This is a genomic window from Bacteroides faecis, from assembly GCF_020091505.1.
GTDB classification, from domain to species: domain Bacteria; phylum Bacteroidota; class Bacteroidia; order Bacteroidales; family Bacteroidaceae; genus Bacteroides; species Bacteroides faecis.
The window spans coordinates 3,916,909-3,935,870 of the sequence record NZ_CP081916.1 but is presented as its reverse complement, the minus strand read 5'-3'; the positions used below and the strand labels follow the sequence as shown (position 1 = coordinate 3,935,870).

The 18,962-nt window shown below is 39.9% G+C and carries 16 protein-coding genes, 1 pseudogene and 1 riboswitch; of the genes and pseudogenes, 8 read left to right on the top strand and 9 right to left on the bottom strand.

What is annotated here, in order from left to right:
• Positions 1-6 precede the first annotated feature (6 nt).
• A complete protein-coding gene (locus K6V30_RS15300) occupies positions 7-2,046 on the top strand; it encodes a hypothetical protein (protein WP_055269396.1) in 2,040 nt (679 codons plus the stop codon).
• A gap of 89 nt (positions 2,047-2,135) precedes the next feature.
• Here the strand turns inward: K6V30_RS15300 and K6V30_RS15295 are convergent, their stop codons facing one another.
• The 7 genes and pseudogenes from K6V30_RS15295 to K6V30_RS15265 form a co-directional block, all read right to left on the bottom strand.
• Entirely contained in the window at positions 2,136-3,212 is a 1,077-nt protein-coding gene (locus tag K6V30_RS15295; protein ID WP_022301000.1) for a BF3164 family lipoprotein, read from the bottom strand.
• Positions 3,175-3,408, bottom strand: coding sequence for an NVEALA domain-containing protein (locus tag K6V30_RS15290; protein WP_010538284.1), 234 nt, complete (start codon positions 3,406-3,408; stop codon positions 3,175-3,177). Before K6V30_RS15290 ends, K6V30_RS15295 begins: the two co-directional genes overlap by 38 nt.
• Positions 3,409-3,533: 125 nt before the next feature.
• On the bottom strand, positions 3,534-4,667 hold the full coding sequence (locus K6V30_RS15285) for a hypothetical protein (RefSeq protein WP_055269395.1): 1,134 nt from the start codon (positions 4,665-4,667) through the stop codon (positions 3,534-3,536).
• 1,087 nt (positions 4,668-5,754) lie between these two features.
• A complete protein-coding gene (locus K6V30_RS15280) occupies positions 5,755-6,534 on the bottom strand; it encodes a hypothetical protein (protein WP_224207165.1) in 780 nt (259 codons plus the stop codon).
• On the bottom strand, positions 6,504-6,938 hold the full coding sequence (locus tag K6V30_RS15275; RefSeq protein WP_224207164.1) for a 6-bladed beta-propeller: 435 nt from the start codon (positions 6,936-6,938) through the stop codon (positions 6,504-6,506). Before K6V30_RS15275 ends, K6V30_RS15280 begins: the two co-directional genes overlap by 31 nt.
• Positions 6,939-6,989: 51 nt before the next feature.
• Positions 6,990-7,487: pseudogene (locus K6V30_RS15270) on the bottom strand (6-bladed beta-propeller); the annotation flags it as partial.
• Positions 7,488-7,500: 13 nt separating this feature from the next.
• Complete coding sequence (locus K6V30_RS15265) at positions 7,501-7,725, bottom strand: hypothetical protein (protein WP_010538291.1); 225 nt, start codon at positions 7,723-7,725, stop codon at positions 7,501-7,503.
• Between the two features lie 230 nt (positions 7,726-7,955).
• Between K6V30_RS15265 and K6V30_RS15260 the strand changes: the two genes are divergently transcribed.
• Entirely contained in the window at positions 7,956-9,221 is a 1,266-nt protein-coding gene (locus K6V30_RS15260) for an ATP-binding protein (RefSeq protein WP_010538292.1), read from the top strand.
• Between the two features lie 84 nt (positions 9,222-9,305).
• Here the strand turns inward: K6V30_RS15260 and K6V30_RS15255 are convergent, their stop codons facing one another.
• Both K6V30_RS15255 and K6V30_RS15250 read right to left on the bottom strand, forming a co-directional pair.
• Positions 9,306-10,001, bottom strand: a complete 696-nt coding sequence (locus tag K6V30_RS15255; RefSeq protein WP_022300994.1) for a hypothetical protein — start codon at positions 9,999-10,001, stop codon at positions 9,306-9,308.
• Between the two features lie 20 nt (positions 10,002-10,021).
• The gene (locus tag K6V30_RS15250) at positions 10,022-12,388 is read right to left on the bottom strand and encodes an ATP-dependent helicase (RefSeq protein WP_055269393.1); all 2,367 of its coding nucleotides are present in this window, start codon (positions 12,386-12,388) and stop codon (positions 10,022-10,024) included.
• 147 nt (positions 12,389-12,535) lie between these two features.
• Between K6V30_RS15250 and K6V30_RS15245 the strand changes: the two genes are divergently transcribed.
• The 6 genes from K6V30_RS15245 (at position 12,536) to K6V30_RS15220 (ending at position 18,954) form a co-directional block, all read left to right on the top strand.
• Positions 12,536-14,278: a hypothetical protein gene (locus K6V30_RS15245; RefSeq protein WP_055269392.1), complete on the top strand. Its 1,743-nt coding sequence runs from the start codon at positions 12,536-12,538 to the stop codon at positions 14,276-14,278.
• Positions 14,279-14,354: 76 nt separating this feature from the next.
• Positions 14,355-14,972, top strand: coding sequence for a superoxide dismutase (locus K6V30_RS15240; RefSeq protein WP_029425584.1), 618 nt, complete (start codon positions 14,355-14,357; stop codon positions 14,970-14,972).
• A 153-nt stretch (positions 14,973-15,125) separates the two neighbouring features.
• Positions 15,126-17,108, top strand: a complete 1,983-nt coding sequence (locus K6V30_RS15235; RefSeq protein WP_010538297.1) for a sensor histidine kinase — start codon at positions 15,126-15,128, stop codon at positions 17,106-17,108.
• A gap of 55 nt (positions 17,109-17,163) precedes the next feature.
• Positions 17,164-17,257: riboswitch (TPP riboswitch) on the top strand.
• 60 nt (positions 17,258-17,317) lie between these two features.
• Entirely contained in the window at positions 17,318-17,518 is a 201-nt protein-coding gene (gene thiS, locus K6V30_RS15230) for a sulfur carrier protein ThiS (RefSeq protein WP_010538298.1), read from the top strand.
• Between the two features lie 4 nt (positions 17,519-17,522).
• Positions 17,523-18,140 (top strand): thiamine phosphate synthase, encoded by a 618-nt coding sequence (locus K6V30_RS15225; RefSeq protein WP_055269391.1) that lies wholly within the window; start codon positions 17,523-17,525, stop codon positions 18,138-18,140.
• Positions 18,141-18,177: 37 nt separating this feature from the next.
• Positions 18,178-18,954 (top strand): thiazole synthase, encoded by a 777-nt coding sequence (locus tag K6V30_RS15220; RefSeq protein ID WP_055269390.1) that lies wholly within the window; start codon positions 18,178-18,180, stop codon positions 18,952-18,954.
• The last annotated feature ends 8 nt before the right edge of the window (positions 18,955-18,962 follow it).

Genomic DNA, 18,962 nt, shown 5'->3' with positions numbered 1-18,962 from the left:
AAAATCATGAGAAAATATATATTGAATATAATCTGCATACTGATCTACGGCATGAATACCACCTCCTGCACTGATTCATACCAACAGATGTTACAACAAACTCTGGAACAGGCCGAAGACCGTAAAAGAGAACTGGAAAAAGCTTTATCTTACTACAGTCAAGAGAAAGACAGCCTTAAACAAAAAGCAATGTTCTTCCTAATCAAAGATATGTATGCTCATTATGCATACCATAGCCCACAAATGGACACGATGAATCGTGCTTTTAATATAATAGATACTGTATTAACTCAACAGACCAATCCAGGAATGACAAGATATCCCGATTATGATCTATTTTCATCAATCATGGACTCCATCTGCGAAAAGACACAGCGACAAGAAAAAACTGAGATAAAGTGGGATAGTCGTACTGTTACGGCAAACTTCTTAATACAAAATGTAGAATTTGCCTATCGTGCATGGAAAACAAATCCATGGGCAAAAGGGATTGACTTTGATACTTTTTGTGAATATATTCTACCTTATCGTTTAGGGAATGAACAAATAGAGCACTGGCGACCGCAATTTTACAATGAATATTCAAAAAGGGCAGGTAAATATTTAAATATTACTGATATTAATAGGGTAAGTAGCAGACAAGCAATCTCACTGCGCACGCAAAGGGGGATAGAATCACTTTATCCATATTCTATGAACATGTCAGCTGTTAATCTCATGCAAATGGGACGGTGCTATGATATAGTACGTTACAGAGCCATGCTTCTTCGCTCTATAGGAATCCCTGCTACTATGGACTATGTACCCCATTGGGGAAACTACACCGGTAAGCACGGTATAGTAAAAGTTGTCACTATTAAACAAGAAGAATTATTGGAAAACGATAATAGTTCAAAAAACACAAGTGTTTTATTCGGTAGTGCTTCCTTTCTACAAGGCAAAACACTTGATATAAAAAAAGGAGATCTCCCCGAAGGTATAGAAGTTCAATACTCAAAAACGATTCCCAAAGTATATAGACATACTTGGTCCGTACAACCTGACAGAAAACACATACTGGAAATAGCTAATGTAGGAGAAATAGTCCCAGAATTCTCTCTCTGTATAAAAGATGTAACAGACGAATATATTATCTGTTCGGATGTCCGAATAGAAATGGATACCCAAGAACATAATGTCGGATACTTATGTGTATCTGAACAGGGCGAATGGATACCAATCGCATGCTCAGAAATCAAACAGAATAAAGAGGCACTCTTTCAAAATATGGGAAGAAATATCATGTATTTGCCTGCAATATATGAAAACAGACACATGATAGCAGCAGGAAAACCATTTTATTTGGATGAAAAAGGGGATGTACACTATATATATACAGATAAAACAGAAAAAAACAATATCTATTTATCAGCCAAATATACTTACTACTCTTATACTGCAACACATGCTGTTAAATTAAAAGGCGGATATTTTGAAGCTTCTAACCAAAAGGACTTTAAAAAAGCAGATAGTCTTACAGCAATAAATGGTATACCATATTATAGACAAAAAATCACTATTAACACCCAAAAAAAATATCGTTATATACGTTTTATTGCTCCTGAAGAAAAAGACTGTTGTCTTGCTGAATTATCTTTCATAGGATTGGATGAAAATAAGGATACAACATTATTAAAACCCATTCAATTGTATGACGGAATGGTAAACAACCCTAGTCTTGAAATGCTACAAGACGGAAAATATAATAAATATTACACAATGTCTACTAATCAGTTAACAGTCGACCTAGGAAGTCCACAACAACTAACTCATATAGAACTAATCCCACGTAGTAATACTAATGGCATTATTCCAGGTTATCAATATGAACTATTTTATTGGACAGAAAAAGAGGGATGGAAATCACTTGGCAAACAGACGGCGGCAAATTGGTATTTAGAATATAAACAAGTACCTGCTAACGCATTATTATGGTTGAAATGCCATAACAGTGGAAAAGAAGAAAGAATATTCACCTACGAAAACGGAAGACAGAGGTGGTGGTAATCTCCTTAAAGTGGATGGGTAGAGCTTATTTTAGCTAATAGCTGTCAAGAATAAACTCTACCTACCACAACCAATGAAATATATCCTCCTCATTTGAAATGATACTTAATAATAGGTTGGTCACTATTTACATCTGTTGCAATGATCATTTTAGTTGTTTCATTTACTGAAATACCACACACATAATGATCAAGTACATATTTACATCGTGGTTCACCATCCAAATCAAAGACATATATATACTTTCCTCCATCGGGCAAACGGCCACTTTGTTGAGCAATATCTTTGAATGAAGTACCGTGAAACACTGTATAAATAGCGCTATCCGTAACTTGCACATCACTAAATCCCATAATTCCTGTCGGTATCCCATAGCCATCAGCTACTTTAAATTCTGGTTCTCCATTTTCACCAATGCGAACAACATACGTACTATCTTTTAGATTATATACTTCAAGCACTTCACCTAATTGCGTTACCATTGCTAACACATTATTATGCGAATTGTAATCAAGAAAGCTTCGCCATGCTTGCGCTAAAGCTGGACGGGCATTTTGTAATGCTTTCTTTTTTACTGATGGAATAGTACCAATCTTGCTCATAGAGATTCCATTACGGTTTACCCAACATAAACGACTATCACCTGAATAATCTGGAATAATAAAGGAAGTATCATTATATATAGCAAAATCAAGCGGTCTTAAAATATCTTCACCCAATGTTACCACTTCGTCACGGAGTAGTAAATCATCGGATGAAGAAAAACCTAACCTTATTAATTCTCTTTTATTAGCATCTAATGTCCATATATTATGATTGTAAAAACGAATATTTTCTATTGACAGCATTTCTGCAGGTGAATCGCCACGCCTTCCAAAAGAAGATAAATATCGAAAACTAGGATATTGAAACAGATGCGCATAATAATCAATACCGTGCAAATCCATCACAATGACCTTATCTCCTTCTACACGTACGCGAAATGGATAGCGAAAAAAAATAGAATCCAACTCTATAATCTCTCCTTTTAACTCTTTTTCTTGTGGAAATTGAGAATAAAAGAACACATTATCTGGATATTCCACCTGCTTCGTACCACAAGAAATAAGGAGCAAAAGAGGCAAAAGCCTAATATAACCCCTCAAGACTATATCCTCCAAAAACATATTCAACCTTCCTATGAGATTTAGGACAATCCACCGAACCTTTTCCAAAACACTGAGTAATAGCAACATGCTCATCATCAGCTAAAGCTTCTATATTATAGAGAAGCAAAGCACTTTGCACATTTTTATCAGAACCTAAATGTTGAACAAGCAAAATCGCTACTATACAAAACAAAAAAACAACCAATTTTTTCATACTATTTATATACTAAATGATTAATTAAAAGTGCAAAAATAGTACTGAGACAAAAAATAAGCAAAAAATAGATATGACCATTTCGGACCTAACCATATTTTCTTTATAAACAATCAAACAAGAATTCAAATTATCTCCATTTCATCGACATTTTTATTATTTGCCTGTTCAAAAAGGTTTTCCCAAAAAATTAGTTGATATGCACTATTTTTCCTCTGTATGTTTATAGAAAGATCATTTTCTTTAAATAATGCACGTAAACGATCTACCGCTTTATGCATTCGTAAAGTATTACCTGATCCGTCAGGCCATAGTTTATCCATTATTACACTGTATTCCAACATATATTTATGATCTTTTTCTTCTAAAAATAATTCTAATATTCGACAAGTCTGAGGCTGAATCTTTTTCTCAACCCCATCAACTACTAGAATATTCCGTTCCGAATAAAATATAGAACGTTCATTCAATTTATATGAATGTATAGTGGCATCTATATTCTGCACTACCTTAATTACCGGTACTTCAACAGGAACTTCTTTTATAACCTCTATTTCTATTATTTCTTTATTAGGTAACGAATACAACTTACGACGAAGAACTATAAAAGATTTATAAAATCCATACACCAAAACTATATATAATAATAGATAGAGAAAGATTTCCTTATACATTATACTCCACACTGAATAACACAAATATCCTATTATCTCTATCTCACAAGCATAACCTATATAAGAAGTAAAAACCAAATTTGAAGAATTACACCATTCGTTCCAACATGTATTTTGTGATTTTATACTTCCATCTATATTTATTAATGAAACACACAAAGCTGATTCAAGAAAAATATTTGACTTTCGTAATTGCTCGTTCCATACGGCATTCAAAGAATCAGCAAGAAGCTCTTTTTTTCCAAAAGCAAAAGAGTGCAAAGCGCGTAATGTAGAATTATTCGTAATATTCATACGATTCTTCTTGGGATCTAACCGATACCAACGTTTCCCTGTTTCATCTTCAAAATATACAGAATCTGGAATTTCAGCACTCATAGCCGCTTTTGCATCCAAATTAAATGAACAATCTCCATCAACACTCCGGTTTCTTAGTTCTTGATCAACCGCCCCAATAAAAGCGTTTCGCGCTTTCTCCTTAAGCTTAACTACTTTAAAATCATAGGTATATTTGCATACAAAAAAGAATATAACTCCTCCGACACAAGCTATAACAAACAACAGTATTATTCTTTTAGGTCTCATTTTGCTTTATTTTAGTTCGTTTTGTACTACAAAGATAACATATTTCACAACTATCAATAGCTTTTCCTCTAAAAAGATATTATTTAGTCTACTAAAATTAGAGCAAAAGCCATTTTGTGAAAAGATTAATGTCCATAATATAAATGTCGTCACATCTTTATCATCACTTTCAGAGCCTATTTGACTGAATAATTTACTATTTTAGAAGAGTAAAATCTCATCTTCATAAACAATTGATTATCAACACCATAGAAAACGACAGTTTTCCTTTAAAACCAAAGTATCGTTCCTTTAAAACCAAGACCCCGTTTCTTTAAAACCAACACCTCTTTGGTTTTAAAGAAACACGCCATATATAAATGAACAAAAAGAATTTGTTTAAAATATTCACTTAACATAATTCCATTCAAATAACACTAATATATTTCACCTATCCGACCTACAATTCACCAATTTAGCTTCATCGTTTCAAATAACATTTCAATATAACAGGATTATCATCTTCTTTCAAAGCCTCCATTTTACGAATTTCCTCAGACGGCATCAACTTACGATCTACCACTCTATGAACAAAATCAGGTTTGCAAATTGAGAGCAAAGCATTATCAACTATGCCAAAACAGAGATACATAATAAAAGGCTCCCCTTCTTTGATCAAAAAAACTTTCTTCTGCTTTCTGTTATACGTAAAATGACTTCCATATCCTCTATCTGTCTTTACCAAATAAACATAACATAATCATCATTGAAAAATTTAAGTAATGGGAGCAGTATATTACTCGATTTCTTCAAATATTGATATCTTTTTGTAGCATCTTCTGTTATTTCTCTTCTTTCTTCACCGGAATCGGTTCTCTTCCCTCCGGCTGTCTAAGCAAACCTTCAACTTTCACCTCCGCATCTCCAAAATCCAGATACATGCTTTTCATCAATACAAACTGGATATCCAAATTGGTCACGTTCCCAAATAGCAATCATTTCTTTTGTATTTTTAGAATGTAAAAAGAAAAAACAGGCATTGACAATTTCGATCGTAATTCTATTAAAAGCATTTTTTTACAAGAGAATTCAACAAACAATGTTATAATCAAATTCCATATTTTTCAATTAATATATCTATAGCATTTTTCTTGAAGTAATATTGATACACGACAGGGTTATCATCTTCTAATAAATTTCCAACCAATTTAGCTAGAGATCTATCATTGCCTTTCAATATAAGCTCCTTGTTAGCACAAAGAAAATCTGCAGAATAAAAACCTAAATGTTCATCTGATACTCCACCAGATAAAAGTAAATCAGAATAAAGTTTCAAATCAGGATCATAAATATCAGATATTTGAATTGATCTTTTTTTATCCCATATCAACGTACTTTTATTGCTAATTGACATAAATAAATAATCAGAAGAAGACTCAATGGCAGTGATTCCCAAACCTATATTACTTTTTTTCAATGTTTCAACTAATTCAAAAAAATTCAAGTCTTTATGTTCTTCTATAAAATCCTCACTTGGCTCATTCTCTGGTATATTTACGTAATATCCAGGCATTATTTGACCTCCCTCATATACAAAAAGCTCATTCGACAATACCGATATAAAAAAATATTGATTATCTAATAATGCTATTTGATAATGTAGAAAAGGATAATGTATATTTTGAGTCCCTATTTCTTTTGCTTTTAACAGCGTTTCACCAATTAATGAGTCATTCTTGATTCTGCACACACTGTATTCACTTTGGTTTTGAGAATAATTATTTGGTAACGGATAATACGCAATAAGCTCTCCTTCACCACACATCATGGCATACTCAATGTTAGCATCTTCGGTATCTAATTGAATTGTATTAGAATAAGCTCCCAAATAAGTATATTGTAAAATTTTCTCTCAGAATTACAGATAAGACATACCAATTTATTATCACGATCTAAATAAAAATTGTCCGAATACACATATTCACCCAGCCCTATACCTCTATGACCTACTTCATTAATAAAATATCCTTCTTCATCAAATACAAATACCCCTCTTGAATCTTTGACAAAATAGAATTTCCCATCATTCTTTATGCATTCAATCTCACTTAATAAACATTCACCTGTTCCCAATGGAACGTATTTGACACTATCCACAATATCGTATAGATTGATTTCTATAGGATGATTTCTATTCAAGACATCAATAATTTCAATATCACCTTTATGACATGAAACCTGTCGTTGACAGGATGACATAGTTAGAAAAAGTATCATAATAATTTTTCCCACATACACTACTTCTATCAACGAGCTATTTTTTCTACTAGTCATTACTATTTAAATATAATTTTCAGCATCTAAAGCCATCAAATATTCCAATGGAAATTCCGGTTTAAACTTTCTCTTGGCTAGCAGTTCGAATGTCGGACTATAAGTATATATTGTCCCATAAGGATTTAGCAAGTCTATGCCTTTTAAATAAGGATTAAAATTAATATCCAATACCATTACATAGTCTTCCGGCCCCTGTCCTTTCATTTTCTTCGAATTTGCTATATATTGCCCATTTCCCGAAAACGTGAAAACAATTTGATCACTGGTATAAATTGCAAATAGATCCGAACTTTGATCGTAGATGACTTTATTACATCTATGAAAGATAGATGAGTCGTTCGTTTCCAAAGGCACAATCTCTATTTTCTCTAAAAATGATGAGGCATCCTGCGAGACTTCATCTATTTCTACGGGTATTACCTCAATTCCATCAGGAAGATTCTTGTTATTGACAGAGCATGCACAAATAAGGATAGACAGTGTTATCAGACTTACAGTTCTCATTATGTTTTTTTATTTATGGTTCCACGTCACGTGAATAAGGTGTATCTTTACTAAATATAGAAGGCAACAGAGAAGCAGCATAACGTAATTTTTCATCAGTATGACCATAAATTTCAAAGTAGTATTTATACTGATCACAAGTCAATTCATAAAATTCGCTTTCTTCTGGCACATAGCCTAGTTTAAAAATCATTCTAACAGCATCACCAGTTCCAAAAAAAAGATCAAGAGGATTCATTGTTATCTGTTTTATTTGTTATGTAACAAAGATACAGCATAATAATTTAAAATGCAAACATCATTTTGTTGTCACTGTCTCATTAACATTGTCTAAAGATTAGCGTCTGCCATTCATTATAAATGAGAAGTTCTATGTTTTTTTACGCATTTACAATGAGCAATTTTTCCTAATTTTACTCGTTTATAATGAGAAGTTTTATATCTTTGCAAATAAAAGCGCCCATTATTATGAAAGAACTATTAAAGCATATCATATTCGATCAACGCGAAAAAGATATATCACAAATGATAGAAAGGGATATTGATATAAGTTTAGTAAACAGTCCCGAAGTGTTAGTTATATCAGGTATACGAAGATGTGGGAAATCCGTACTTTTGCAGCAAATACGTTCGCAGCAAACAGAACAAGACTATTACATGAATTTTGATGACGAGCGGCTCATCAATTTCAAGGTCGATGATTTTCAAACATTGTATGAAGCCTTTATTGAGTTATTCGGAGAACAGAAGACTTTCTATTTTGATGAGATACAGAATATTCCCGGTTGGGAAAGGTTTGTACGGAGACTGCATGACAGTGGATGCAAAGTCTTTGTAACAGGCTCTAATGCCAATATGTTAAGCAGAGAATTGGGAACACATCTTACCGGACGTTATTGCCAAATAGAATTATATCCTTTCTCTTTTCCTGAGTTTCTAAAAATAAAAGAAGTATATCCGCAACAAAAAGACTTTTATACTACCACAGGAAAAAGTATACTGAAAAGATACTTTGATGAATATGTAAAAACAGGCGGTTTTCCCCGTTATATCAAAGACCCAAACACTAATTACCTATCCACACTCTATGAAAACATCATTTATAAGGATGTTGTCACCCGAAACAAATTAAATGGTGAAAGGGAGTTGCTGGAAATGGTTTATTACTTGGCTAGTAATGCAACCAAACGCTTTTCTTATACTTCATTAGCAAAAACGATAGGTATCAAGCATACGGAAACGGTTAAAAATTATCTGGAATATCTTGAAAATACTTATCTATTGTTTCAAGTGATGAAATTCGACTGGTCTGTAAAGAAGCAGATGAATAATCAAAAGAAAGTTTATTTCATTGATAATGCGATTATCGGCAAAGTGGGCTTCAATGCTACTGATAATATCGGGCAATTACTTGAAAATTTAGTGTTTATTGAGATAAAACGCCAGAGAAAAGATGTTTATTATCATGATGACGGAATAGAATGTGATTTCATCATGCGTGAAAACGGACATATTGTATCCGCCTGTCAAGTCACCCGTTCGATGAAAGATGAAAAAACAAGGCAGCGTGAAATAAATGGATTAGTTTCTGCACTCAATGCATATAATCTCACCGAAGGCATGGTTCTGACCGATGACGAAACCGAAGAAATAACTATCGACAACAAAAAAATACATATAATCCCTATATGGAGATGGCTATTAAAAGATAGTGTCACTATCCCATTAACATAGTGACACTATGTACCAAGGATGGTGTCACTATCCCGAGCACATAGTGTCACCATGTTAAATCAACTATTTCGAGCTATTCTTATCCTAGTCCGCGCGCTGTGTAGGCAGCGTAAACTCTTGAGAATCACAGATTACCCCATTCTCATCGGATACCGCTACACGGAAGGTCACTTCGCCATCCTTCAGTTTGCTTCCTGCATAAACAGTGGCTGTATAGCGAATGCCCTCACCCGGAAGAATCTCTTCTATCATCACGGTAGGAGAAATACCAATGTGTTTCACTTTTCCGACCGTCTCTACGACAGGAACCACATCATAGACAGGTTTCTTTCCTTCGTTCATGATTTCAAAGATGATCTTGCTGCTTTCTCCGCCATCTATCGCATGATTCCGGTTATCATCAATAAAGCGAATTTTGCGCAGCTTCAACTGGGCCATCTGCTGCTGAACCTGTGTACGAGGTTTGTATCTGGAATGAGATTGCCCTTGCCTGACTTCCGGAACATAGGCATACTCCTCTATCGGGTCCGGTTTAGGAGCAGTCAGCGCATTCCCTATCGCTGCACCGGCAATGGTTCCAACAATATTTCCAATGGCAGAGCCACGATATCCGCCTCTCCAGCCATGATTATTATCTCCGATAAGTCCGCCGATCGAACTTCCCAGACTTCCCCCAATTGCAGCACCACCTACAATTGCTCCGGGATTTCCCATACGTCCCGATGCACATCCGCCCAACATCAGAGCAGAAAGCAGAATGACAGTTAGTTGTTTTCTCATCATCTCTAAATTTACTATGATTACTCTATCACCTTAAAACGTGCAAAACGCAACAATAGTTGCTTGTCCCCTGCATTTTTAAAATGAATCGTTGCTTTTGCATTATCACCCGTTCCTTCTACTTTGATCACTTCACCCAAGCCGAAACGTTCGTGCTCTATCATCTGTCCTGCCTGCACCCCTGTAACAGATGCCGAACCGGCAGAAGCCGGCTTCGCATTACTGCCACTCACCGCACTAACCTTCTTCAGATTCTTCGGCACACTGGGAGCAATCACCTGAGCTCTCGGACGTTCACGGTCGGAGAAATTACTTCCATAAGGTGTACGTGAAGGGGATGCCGTACGTGCAAACCCGCCTTCGATCTCCCTGCGGAAACGTCCTGCACCTTCGTCCACCGCACGACTGACTCCGACTTCATGCGGCAACTGCAAATAATTCACATCAATGTCACGCAAAAAACGACTGGGACTTCCAAACTCCATCTTTCCATAACGGAAACGGGTCTTGGCAAAGGAAATATAGCAATGTTCTTCCGCACGGGTAATAGCCACGTAGAACAAACGGCGCTCTTCTTCCAACGCACGGGGAGAATCGCCCGCCATGCCACTGGGGAAAAGGTTTTCTTCCAGCCCCACTACAAATACGTTTTTAAATTCCAGCCCTTTGGCCGAATGAACGGTCATCAGCGTGATCTTTTCTCCATCATCAGCCTTGTCCGAATCCTGATCGGTAAGCAAAGCGATCTCCGAAAGAAAATCTGTCAGAGAAATATTCGGATTTCCTTCTTCCTGCCGCAAAGCGCAGAAGTCATTCATTCCATTCACCAGTTCCTCTATGTTTTCCTTACGGCTCAGATTCTCCGGTGAAGTATCCTGGCAAACATCATTGATGATGCCGGACTGACGGATGATGTCCGTTCCTATCTCATAGGCATTCTTGTCAGCCTGACCGGCCATAAAGCCTTCTATCAGTTCACGGAAACCTTGCAGCTTGCCATGCGTCCCTTTGTTGATATTCAGCCCGTAGCTCAATGGCTCACAGAGCGCTGCCCAAAGGCTGACACCATTTTCCGTGGCTGCCGATATTATTTTTCCAACCGTCGTATCACCGATACCACGGGCAGGATAATTAATGATCCGCTTGAATGCTTCTTCATCATTCGGATTCACTACCAAGCGGAAATAAGCTATAACATCCTTAATCTCCTTACGCTGGTAGAACGAAAGCCCGCCATAGATTTTATAAGGCATGCTCCGTTTCCGAAGAGCCTCTTCGAAAACACGGCTCTGCGCATTCGTACGATATAATATCGCAAAATCAGCATAACCATAACTATGTTCCCGACGCAGTTCAGCTATCTTATTGGCTACGATATCCCCTTCTTCCACATCACTGTAAGCCTGGAATACACCAATGGGTTCACCTCTTTCCTTTTCAGAAAATACTTCTTTTCGAATCTGGCGTTCATTCTTTTCGATCAGACTGTTGGCAGCGCAGACAATGGTTTGCGTAGAACGATAATTCTGCTCCAGTTTGAACACTTTTGTGTTAGGGTAAACCTTCGTGAAATAGAGAATATTATCGATATCCGCTCCACGGAAAGAGTAGATACTCTGCGCATCATCCCCTACCACACAAACACGCTGATTCTCTTTCGTCAGTTGGAGTACGATGCTGTGCTGCGCATAGTTCGTATCCTGATACTCATCCACCAATACATAACGGAACTGCTCCCGGTAACGGACCAGCACCTCCGGAAAGTCACGGAACAGAATATAAGTATACACCAGCAAATCGTCGAAATCCATCGCTCCCGCCTGCCGGCACCTTTCCCAGTAACGGGTATATATATCACGGAGAGCTGGCACTTTGGCTGCCATGTCCCCTTCATAAGCTTCTTTATTGGCGGCATATCCCGTAGGAGAAACCAGATGATTCTTGGCACTCGAAATGCGTGCCTGTACCATCCCCGGTTTATAAGTCTTTTCGTCCAGCCCCATCTCCTTGATGATGGAGCGGATCAGGCTTTTGCTATCCGCCGAGTCATAAATGGTGAATTGGGAGGTGAATCCGATGTGTTGTGCTTCGGCACGGAGAATGCGGGAAAAGACGGAATGGAAAGTGCCCATCCACAGATAGCGCGCCCGCTCCATACCTACCTGGCGGGCTATACGTTCCTTCATCTCACGCGCTGCCTTATTGGTAAAGGTCAGTGCCAGGATGTTCCACGGTTGATAGCCGTTCTCCAGCAGATAGGCAATTTTATAAGTCAAGACACGTGTCTTTCCCGAACCTGCACCGGCTATCACCAGCGAAGGACCGTCGTTATAAGTCACTGCTGCACACTGACTCTCATTTAATTCCTCTATATAGTTGGTATTCATAACAGCATTATAAAAACAATGAGGATTTTTAACAAACCCTTGGCATTCAAATTTGTTTCAATACGACAAAAGTATAACATTCATTTGACAATGAAGATATTTTTATGATTTTTCATCACTAACTATTTAACCTAACCACTCAAAGCAATGAAAAAGAGTATATTTTTATCATTTATTTTATGCTTGTGCCTCGTCGCCTGTATACCACAGCAGGCAATGGCGCAAAAGCAAAGCCGCATGGAAAAGCTGCTAAGGTATCTGAACGACAACGACGCCGACAAATGGCAGAAGAACCGGGAAAAACTGGATGACGAAACAAAGGCATATTATGCCGAAGAGTTATCATTAATGGATGTGCTCAACGATCTCTGGAACAAACAAAGCGAGCAGGCAGCCACCCTCTACTTCGGCTGCTACGAGAAAGCCGCCCAAAGCTATTTTCCGGGAATCTGTGAAGGGGAAAAGATACAGCTTTCCAACATACGGGAAAAGGCGGATCAGTCAATCATCAGCTTGCTGGAAGCCTCAAAAGACAAGATTCCTTTCAGCCGGGCACTGCTGGACAGCATTCACGCCACCGAATATCCGGCTGATTCCTCCATGTTGCAAAGGCTACAGAACCTCCGTGAGGTAGCACTGCTGGAAGGAATGCTCAAAACTCCTTCGCCTGCCATCTACCGGACTTATGTCAAGGAGTATCCCGACGGAAAATTCATCGCACAAGTCAACGCCTCCGAAAACGTACGGCTCTACCAACTGGTGAAAGCCGCACCGACTCCTGCCAACTTCAAAGCTTTCTTTGAGGACCCCGAAATGCAGAAATATTATCAAACGAGAGGTCCACGCCCCTACCTTGCCGAAGTCCGTACCTTATACGACGACTTCCTGTTTCAACGCATCGACAGCCTGAAAAAAGAAGGAAATGCCACCGCCATCCGGCAGATTATTGATGACTATAAAAATACACCTTATCTGGCCACCGGCACCCGGACTCACCTGAACGATCTTGAATATCTCAGTGAAAAGGCGGACTTTGAGCTCTTGAAGCCGGCAATAGTCAACTCTGAATCGCTCGGTTTACTGCAAGAGTTTCTCAAAACGCACAAATACAAGGAGTTTCGTGACCAAGCCAACGCACTGCGAGCACCATTCGTTCTGCAAGCAATTGTATCGACCCCTACTGCCGTGAAATATTACACGCAGGGAAGATTGACGAAATGCTGCGAAACCGACAGCACCGGCAACATTACAACGAGCTACATCTATAACGATAAGGGGCAGCTTACCACCGTATTATCCGTGACCGAAAAGAACGGGCAGCCTGCCAACGAAGTACAAACCAGCAGGCTATACGACCCGCAAGGCCACTGCATCTTCGAAGTGAAGACAAACCCCAAAACCAAAACGGATTTCTACCGCCGGACACGCCGCATCGGTATCGACGGAAGCATCGAAAGTGACTCCCTCAAATACATGGACGGCAGATATACCGTCAGTAGCTATAACAAACAGGGATTGCTGACGGAATGCAAAGAGTACAACAAGAACGGGGAACTGGAAGGATACACAGTCAACAAATATGATGATAACGGCAAAATGACCGAATCACAGCACCAGAATATACTCTTTGTCAATTCGCCCAACCAGCTCCTTTCGCAAAAAGAACTGTATGAATATGACAAATACGGTTATCTCACCCGAATCGTCTACCAACGTATCTTCGGCAACAGCCAGAAAACGTCCGGATGCCTGACTTGCCTCTATGATGAGTACGGCAACCGGATCGACGGGGACTCTTATTATGAATATGACAATACCGGGCAGTGGGTATGCCGGACGAACCATGACAACCCGCAACAAGTGGAGCGCATACAGTACATTTATAAATAAAAATAAAATACCGTGAACCTTTTACGGCTCACGGCTGTTACTATAGTATAACAAAACCAATTAAAGTTTTGACAATATGAATACTATATTAATGTCTTTAATAATTATGACCATGACTTACGAAATGCCAAAACTTCCTTACGCAAACAATGCGCTGGAACCTGTAATCAGTCAGCAAACTATAGATTTCCATTACGGAAAACATCTGCAAACATATGTAAATAATCTGAATAGCCTTGTTCCCGGAACAGAATATGAAGGTAAAACGGTAGAAGAAATCGTTGCCATTGCCCCGGACGGAGCTATCTTCAACAACGCCGGACAAGTGTTGAATCACAATTTATATTTCCTCCAATTCGCTCCGAAACCTTCGAAAAAGGAACCGGCAGGCAAACTGGGAGAAGCTATCAAACGTGATTTCGGCAGCTTTGAAAACTTCAAGAAAGAATTCAATGCAGCAGCAGTCGGATTATTCGGGTCAGGATGGGCTTGGCTCTCAGTAGACAAGAACGGTAAACTGCATATTACCAAAGAAGGAAACGGCAGTAATCCCGTACGCGCCGGACTGAAACCACTTCTGGGATTTGATGTGTGGGAACACTCCTACTATCTGGATTACCAGAACCGCCGTGCCGACCACGTGAACGCCCTGTGGAATATCATCGACTGGGACGTGGTAGAAAAAAGAATGTAACCGGACTCATTAAAATTAAACTAAGCTATACTATCGGAAAGGTCGTTGTGAATTTCACAGCGACCTTTTTTCCGGCACAAAACCTAAACATTCTATTGTATTTCAAAGGTATAAGTTGTATTTTTGCAACAGCCGAACCCAAAACAGACAATTATGACACTTCAGCAGAAAAATAAAAAATGGCGCATTGTCGATGTTATTTTCTTACTTTTGCTCCCCTTCTTCAGCAATGCGGCTACTCCGGAAGAATCGAAGGAGGAGATACTTTTTGTCACGTCCTACAATTCTGATACCAAATATACTTACGATAATATCAACACATTTGTAGAAACGTACCGTCTGCTGGGCGGAAAGTATTCCACCATCGTAGAAAACATGAATGCTACCGACCTCAATCAAGCCAGGGAGTGGAAAAAAACGCTCACCAATATTCTGGATAAACACCCGAATGCGAAACTGGTCATCCTGCTGGGAGGCGAAGCGTGGAGCAGCTTCCTGCATCTCGAAGATGAGAAGTACAAACAGCTTCCCGTATTTTGTGCTATGGCAACCCGCAACGGTATCCGCATACCGGAAGATTCCATCCATATACAGACTTATGATCCTCCAAGCATCGACTTAACGGAAAGGATGAAAGAGTACAATGTAATATATTGTAATACATATGAATATGACATTGACAGAGATATCGAAATGATGCGAAGTTTCTATCCGGACATGGAGCATCTGGTGTTCATCTCGGACAATACTTACAACGGACTTGCCGAGCAAGCTTGGGTGAAAAAGAACATGGTACGTTACCCTGAATTGTCGACTACCTACATTGATGGCCGTACGCACACCCTCGATGCAGCCGTCAACCAATTGCGCAAAGTACCGAAGAATTCTGTGATGCTGCTAGGTATCTGGAGAATTGACAGCCGGGGTATCACGTATATGAATAACTCCGTATATGCTTTCTCCAAAGCCAATCCTTCACTTCCCGTATTCAGTATGACTGCCACCGCAATCGGTTACTGGGCTATCGGCGGATATGTGCCTCAATATGCCGGAATAGGGCAAAACATGGCTGAACAGGCTTATCTATTTCTGGACAAGGGAGAAGAAAACATCAGTAATATCTATTTATTGCCCAACAAATATAAGTTTGATGCCAACAAACTGAAAGAATGGGGATTCCATGACAAGAAACTACCGTTCAATTCACTTGTCATCAACCAGCCGATACCTTTCTTCCAGGCGTATCGCACGGAAGTTCAGTTTATTCTGCTTACATTTCTTGTGCTGATAGGCGGACTGTTCATCTCATTGTATTATTATTACCGGACAAAGATTCTGAAGAACCACCTCGAAAAGACAACAGCACAATTGAGGGAAGATAAAAAGAAACTGGAATTATCAGAAAACGCGCTTCGTCACGCCAAAGAGCGTGCCGAAGAAGCCAATCAGCTGAAAAGTGCCTTCGTTTCGAACATGAGTCACGAAATACGGACACCTCTGAACGCTATTGTCGGCTTTTCCAGCCTGCTGATTGATACCGTAGAGACAACAGAGGAGCAAAAAGAGTATGCGGACATCATTCAGACCAATTCGGAGTTATTATTGCAACTGATCAGTGATGTACTGGACGTATCGCGTCTGGAATCCGGCAAACTGCTGTTCAAGTATGAATGGTGCGAACTGGTCAATCATTGTCAGAACATGATTACGCTGACCAGAAAGAACAGGACAAAGGATATAGATATCAGACTCCGGATGCCGAAAGAACCTTATATGCTCTACACCGATCCGTTACGCTTGCAGCAGGTCATTACCAACTTGCTGAACAACGCACTGAAGTTTACTCCTGACGGCGGAAGCATTACGCTGGATTATGAAATAGATGAGGAAGACCAGTGTATGCTGTTTTCCGTGACCGATACAGGCTCGGGAATTCCCGAGGACAAACAGGAACTGGTATTCCAGCGTTTTGAGAAGCTCAACGAATTTGTGCAGGGAACAGGCCTGGGACTGGCGATCTGCAAACTGACCATACAACGTATGGGAGGCGATATCTGGATCGATAAGAATTATAAGAACGGGGCACGGTTTGTCTTTTCCCATCCTATCAAAAAGCAGGAATCGGAAGAAAAATGAAAAAAAATCGGATGATTTGGTGTTTATCTGTTTCTTTTTCGCTTACTTTGCTCCCGTAAAGACAAAGGGGTGCCCCAAGAGGGGCTGAGATTATACCCTAGGAACCTGAGGCAGTTAGCACTGACGTAGGGATTGTGTTTCTTCTTATCGCCTTTCCATATAAGCACGCTCTTTGTATTTACTTTCAACTTATTAACTCTGATAGGACAATGAAAGTACAAGTAAACAACAAAGAGGTGGAAATGACTCCCGCTTCTACCCTTACACAATTGGCAGCCCAACTGGGACTTCCGGTACAAGGCATCGCGATTGCCGTAAACAACAAAATGATTCCGCGCACCGAATGGGAAAAGTTTTCGTTGCAGGAGAATGACAACCTGGTGATCATCAAAGCGGCTTGTGGAGGGTAAAAGCATGGTCAGTCTACAATTTATCACTCACCAGACCGATCGGTATACCTGTTTCGAATCGGCACTCATGGCACTCGAAGGGGGATGCAAGTGGATACAGCTACGCATGAAGGAAGCTCCGTGCGAAGAAGTGGAAGCGGTTGCCCTCCAGCTAAAACCGCTCTGCAAAGAGAAGGAAGCGATCTTAATTCTGGATGACCACGTCGAACTTGCCAGAAAGCTGGAAGTGGACGGTGTGCATCTGGGCAAAAAAGACATGCCTATCGATGAGGCACGGCAACTGCTTGGAGAATCATTTATCATCGGTGGTACGGCAAATACATTCGAAGACGTCGTACAACATTATCGTGCCGGAGCAGATTATCTCGGCATCGGTCCTTTCCGGTTCACTACTACAAAGAAAAACCTGAGCCCTGTTCTGGGGCTGGAAGGCTATACCGCTATTTTATCTCAGATGAAGGAGGCGAATATCGAACTCCCGGTAGTAGCTATCGGAGGAATCACCTATGAGGATATACCCGCCATACTCGAAACCGGAGTAAACGGAATCGCACTTTCCGGAACGATTCTCCGGGCGGAAGATCCGGCAGAGGAGACACGCAGAATTTTGGAGAGTTATTAATTACGTCAAATGTATAATCAAATAAAAGAAGAGAAAAGTGGAAAAGTTAGTAATTGCAGGCCGTGAGTTTGACTCCCGCCTTTTCCTGGGTACAGGAAAGTTCAATTCCAATGAAGTAATGGAACAAGCTATTCTGGCATCGGGCACAGAAATGGTAACTGTAGCTATGAAACGCATCGACATGGATGACAAAGAAGACGATATGCTGAAACATATTATTCATCCGAATATTCAGCTACTGCCCAATACATCGGGGGTACGCGATGCAGAAGAAGCTGTTTTTGCCGCACAGATGGCACGCGAAGCATTCGGAACCAACTGGCTGAAACTGGAAATTCATCCTGATCCCCGCTATCTGCTCCCCGACTCTATCGAGACATTAAAAGCTACCGAACAGCTTGTCAAACTGGGATTTATAGTACTGCCCTACTGTCAGGCCGACCCCGTACTCTGCAAACGGTTGGAAGAAGCCGGCGCAGCTACTGTAATGCCGCTTGGTGCCCCCATCGGTACCAACAAAGGATTGCAGACTAAAGAATTCCTGCAAATTATTATCGAACAGGCAGGCATCCCTGTTGTGGTAGATGCCGGCATCGGTGCGCCCAGTCATGCCGCCGAAGCAATGGAACTGGGAGCATCCGCCGTACTGGTGAACACAGCTATCGCCGTAGCAGGCAATCCGGTAGAAATGGCGCTGGCTTTCAAAGCGGCTACCGAGGCCGGAAGGCGGGCATACGAAGCAGGTCTGGGCATGCAGGCCGACAACTTTGTTGCAGAAGCGAGTTCGCCTTTAACCGCATTTCTGAATGAATAAGTAATAAG

Excerpts from the sequence above, each read along its gene's own strand:
- K6V30_RS15290 (WP_010538284.1), bottom strand. The coding sequence starts at position 3,408 with ATGAAAAAATTGGTTGTTTTTTTGTTTTGTATAGTAGCGATTTTGCTT.
- K6V30_RS15265 (WP_010538291.1), bottom strand. The coding sequence starts at position 7,725 with ATGAATCCTCTTGATCTTTTTTTTGGAACTGGTGATGCTGTTAGAATG.
- K6V30_RS15245 (WP_055269392.1), top strand. The coding sequence starts at position 12,536 with ATGAAAAAGAGTATATTTTTATCATTTATTTTATGCTTGTGCCTCGTC.
- K6V30_RS15285 (WP_055269395.1), bottom strand. The coding sequence starts at position 4,667 with ATGAGACCTAAAAGAATAATACTGTTGTTTGTTATAGCTTGTGTCGGA.
- thiS (WP_010538298.1), top strand. The coding sequence starts at position 17,318 with ATGAAAGTACAAGTAAACAACAAAGAGGTGGAAATGACTCCCGCTTCT.
- K6V30_RS15255 (WP_022300994.1), bottom strand. The coding sequence starts at position 10,001 with ATGAGAAAACAACTAACTGTCATTCTGCTTTCTGCTCTGATGTTGGGC.
- K6V30_RS15295 (WP_022301000.1), bottom strand. The coding sequence starts at position 3,212 with ATGTTTTTGGAGGATATAGTCTTGAGGGGTTATATTAGGCTTTTGCCT.
- K6V30_RS15240 (WP_029425584.1), top strand. The coding sequence starts at position 14,355 with ATGAATACTATATTAATGTCTTTAATAATTATGACCATGACTTACGAA.
- K6V30_RS15250 (WP_055269393.1), bottom strand. The coding sequence starts at position 12,388 with ATGAATACCAACTATATAGAGGAATTAAATGAGAGTCAGTGTGCAGCA.
- K6V30_RS15260 (WP_010538292.1), top strand. The coding sequence starts at position 7,956 with ATGAAAGAACTATTAAAGCATATCATATTCGATCAACGCGAAAAAGAT.
- K6V30_RS15235 (WP_010538297.1), top strand. The coding sequence starts at position 15,126 with ATGACACTTCAGCAGAAAAATAAAAAATGGCGCATTGTCGATGTTATT.
- K6V30_RS15300 (WP_055269396.1), top strand. The coding sequence starts at position 7 with ATGAGAAAATATATATTGAATATAATCTGCATACTGATCTACGGCATG.
- K6V30_RS15225 (WP_055269391.1), top strand. The coding sequence starts at position 17,523 with ATGGTCAGTCTACAATTTATCACTCACCAGACCGATCGGTATACCTGT.